Origin of the sequence: Terribacillus sp. 7520-G (genome assembly GCF_002271665.1) — a bacterium.
Lineage (GTDB): Bacteria > Bacillota > Bacilli > Bacillales > Amphibacillaceae > Terribacillus.
In genome coordinates, this window is sequence record NZ_NQFP01000074.1 from 1 (window position 1) to 351 (window position 351).

Here is a 351-nt window from a genome sequence, read left to right on the forward strand (position 1 = left end):
TTAAAGCAAGACAATATATATTGTCGCGATTTAATGCATCATGCGTTATTAGTTAAGTGAAGAAGGGCGCACGGTGGATGCCTTGGCACTAGGAGCCGATGAAGGACGGGACTAACACCGATATGCTTCGGGGAGCTGTAAGTAAGCTTTGATCCGGAGATTTCCGAATGGGGGAACCCGCTATCCGTTATTGGATAGTACGCATTACTGAATACATAGGTGATGCGAGGCAGACCCGGGGAACTGAAACATCTCATTACCCGGAGGAAGAGAAAGCAAATGCGATTTCCCAAGTAGCGGCGGAGCGAAACGGAATCAGCCCAAACCAGAAGGCTTGCCTTCTGGGGTTGT

General features: G+C 49.0%; 1 rRNA gene. It reads left to right on the forward strand.

The window, feature by feature from the left end:
- Nucleotides 1-50: 50 nt before the first annotated feature.
- Nucleotides 51-351 (forward strand): 23S ribosomal RNA (locus tag CHH53_RS17010); the annotation flags it as partial.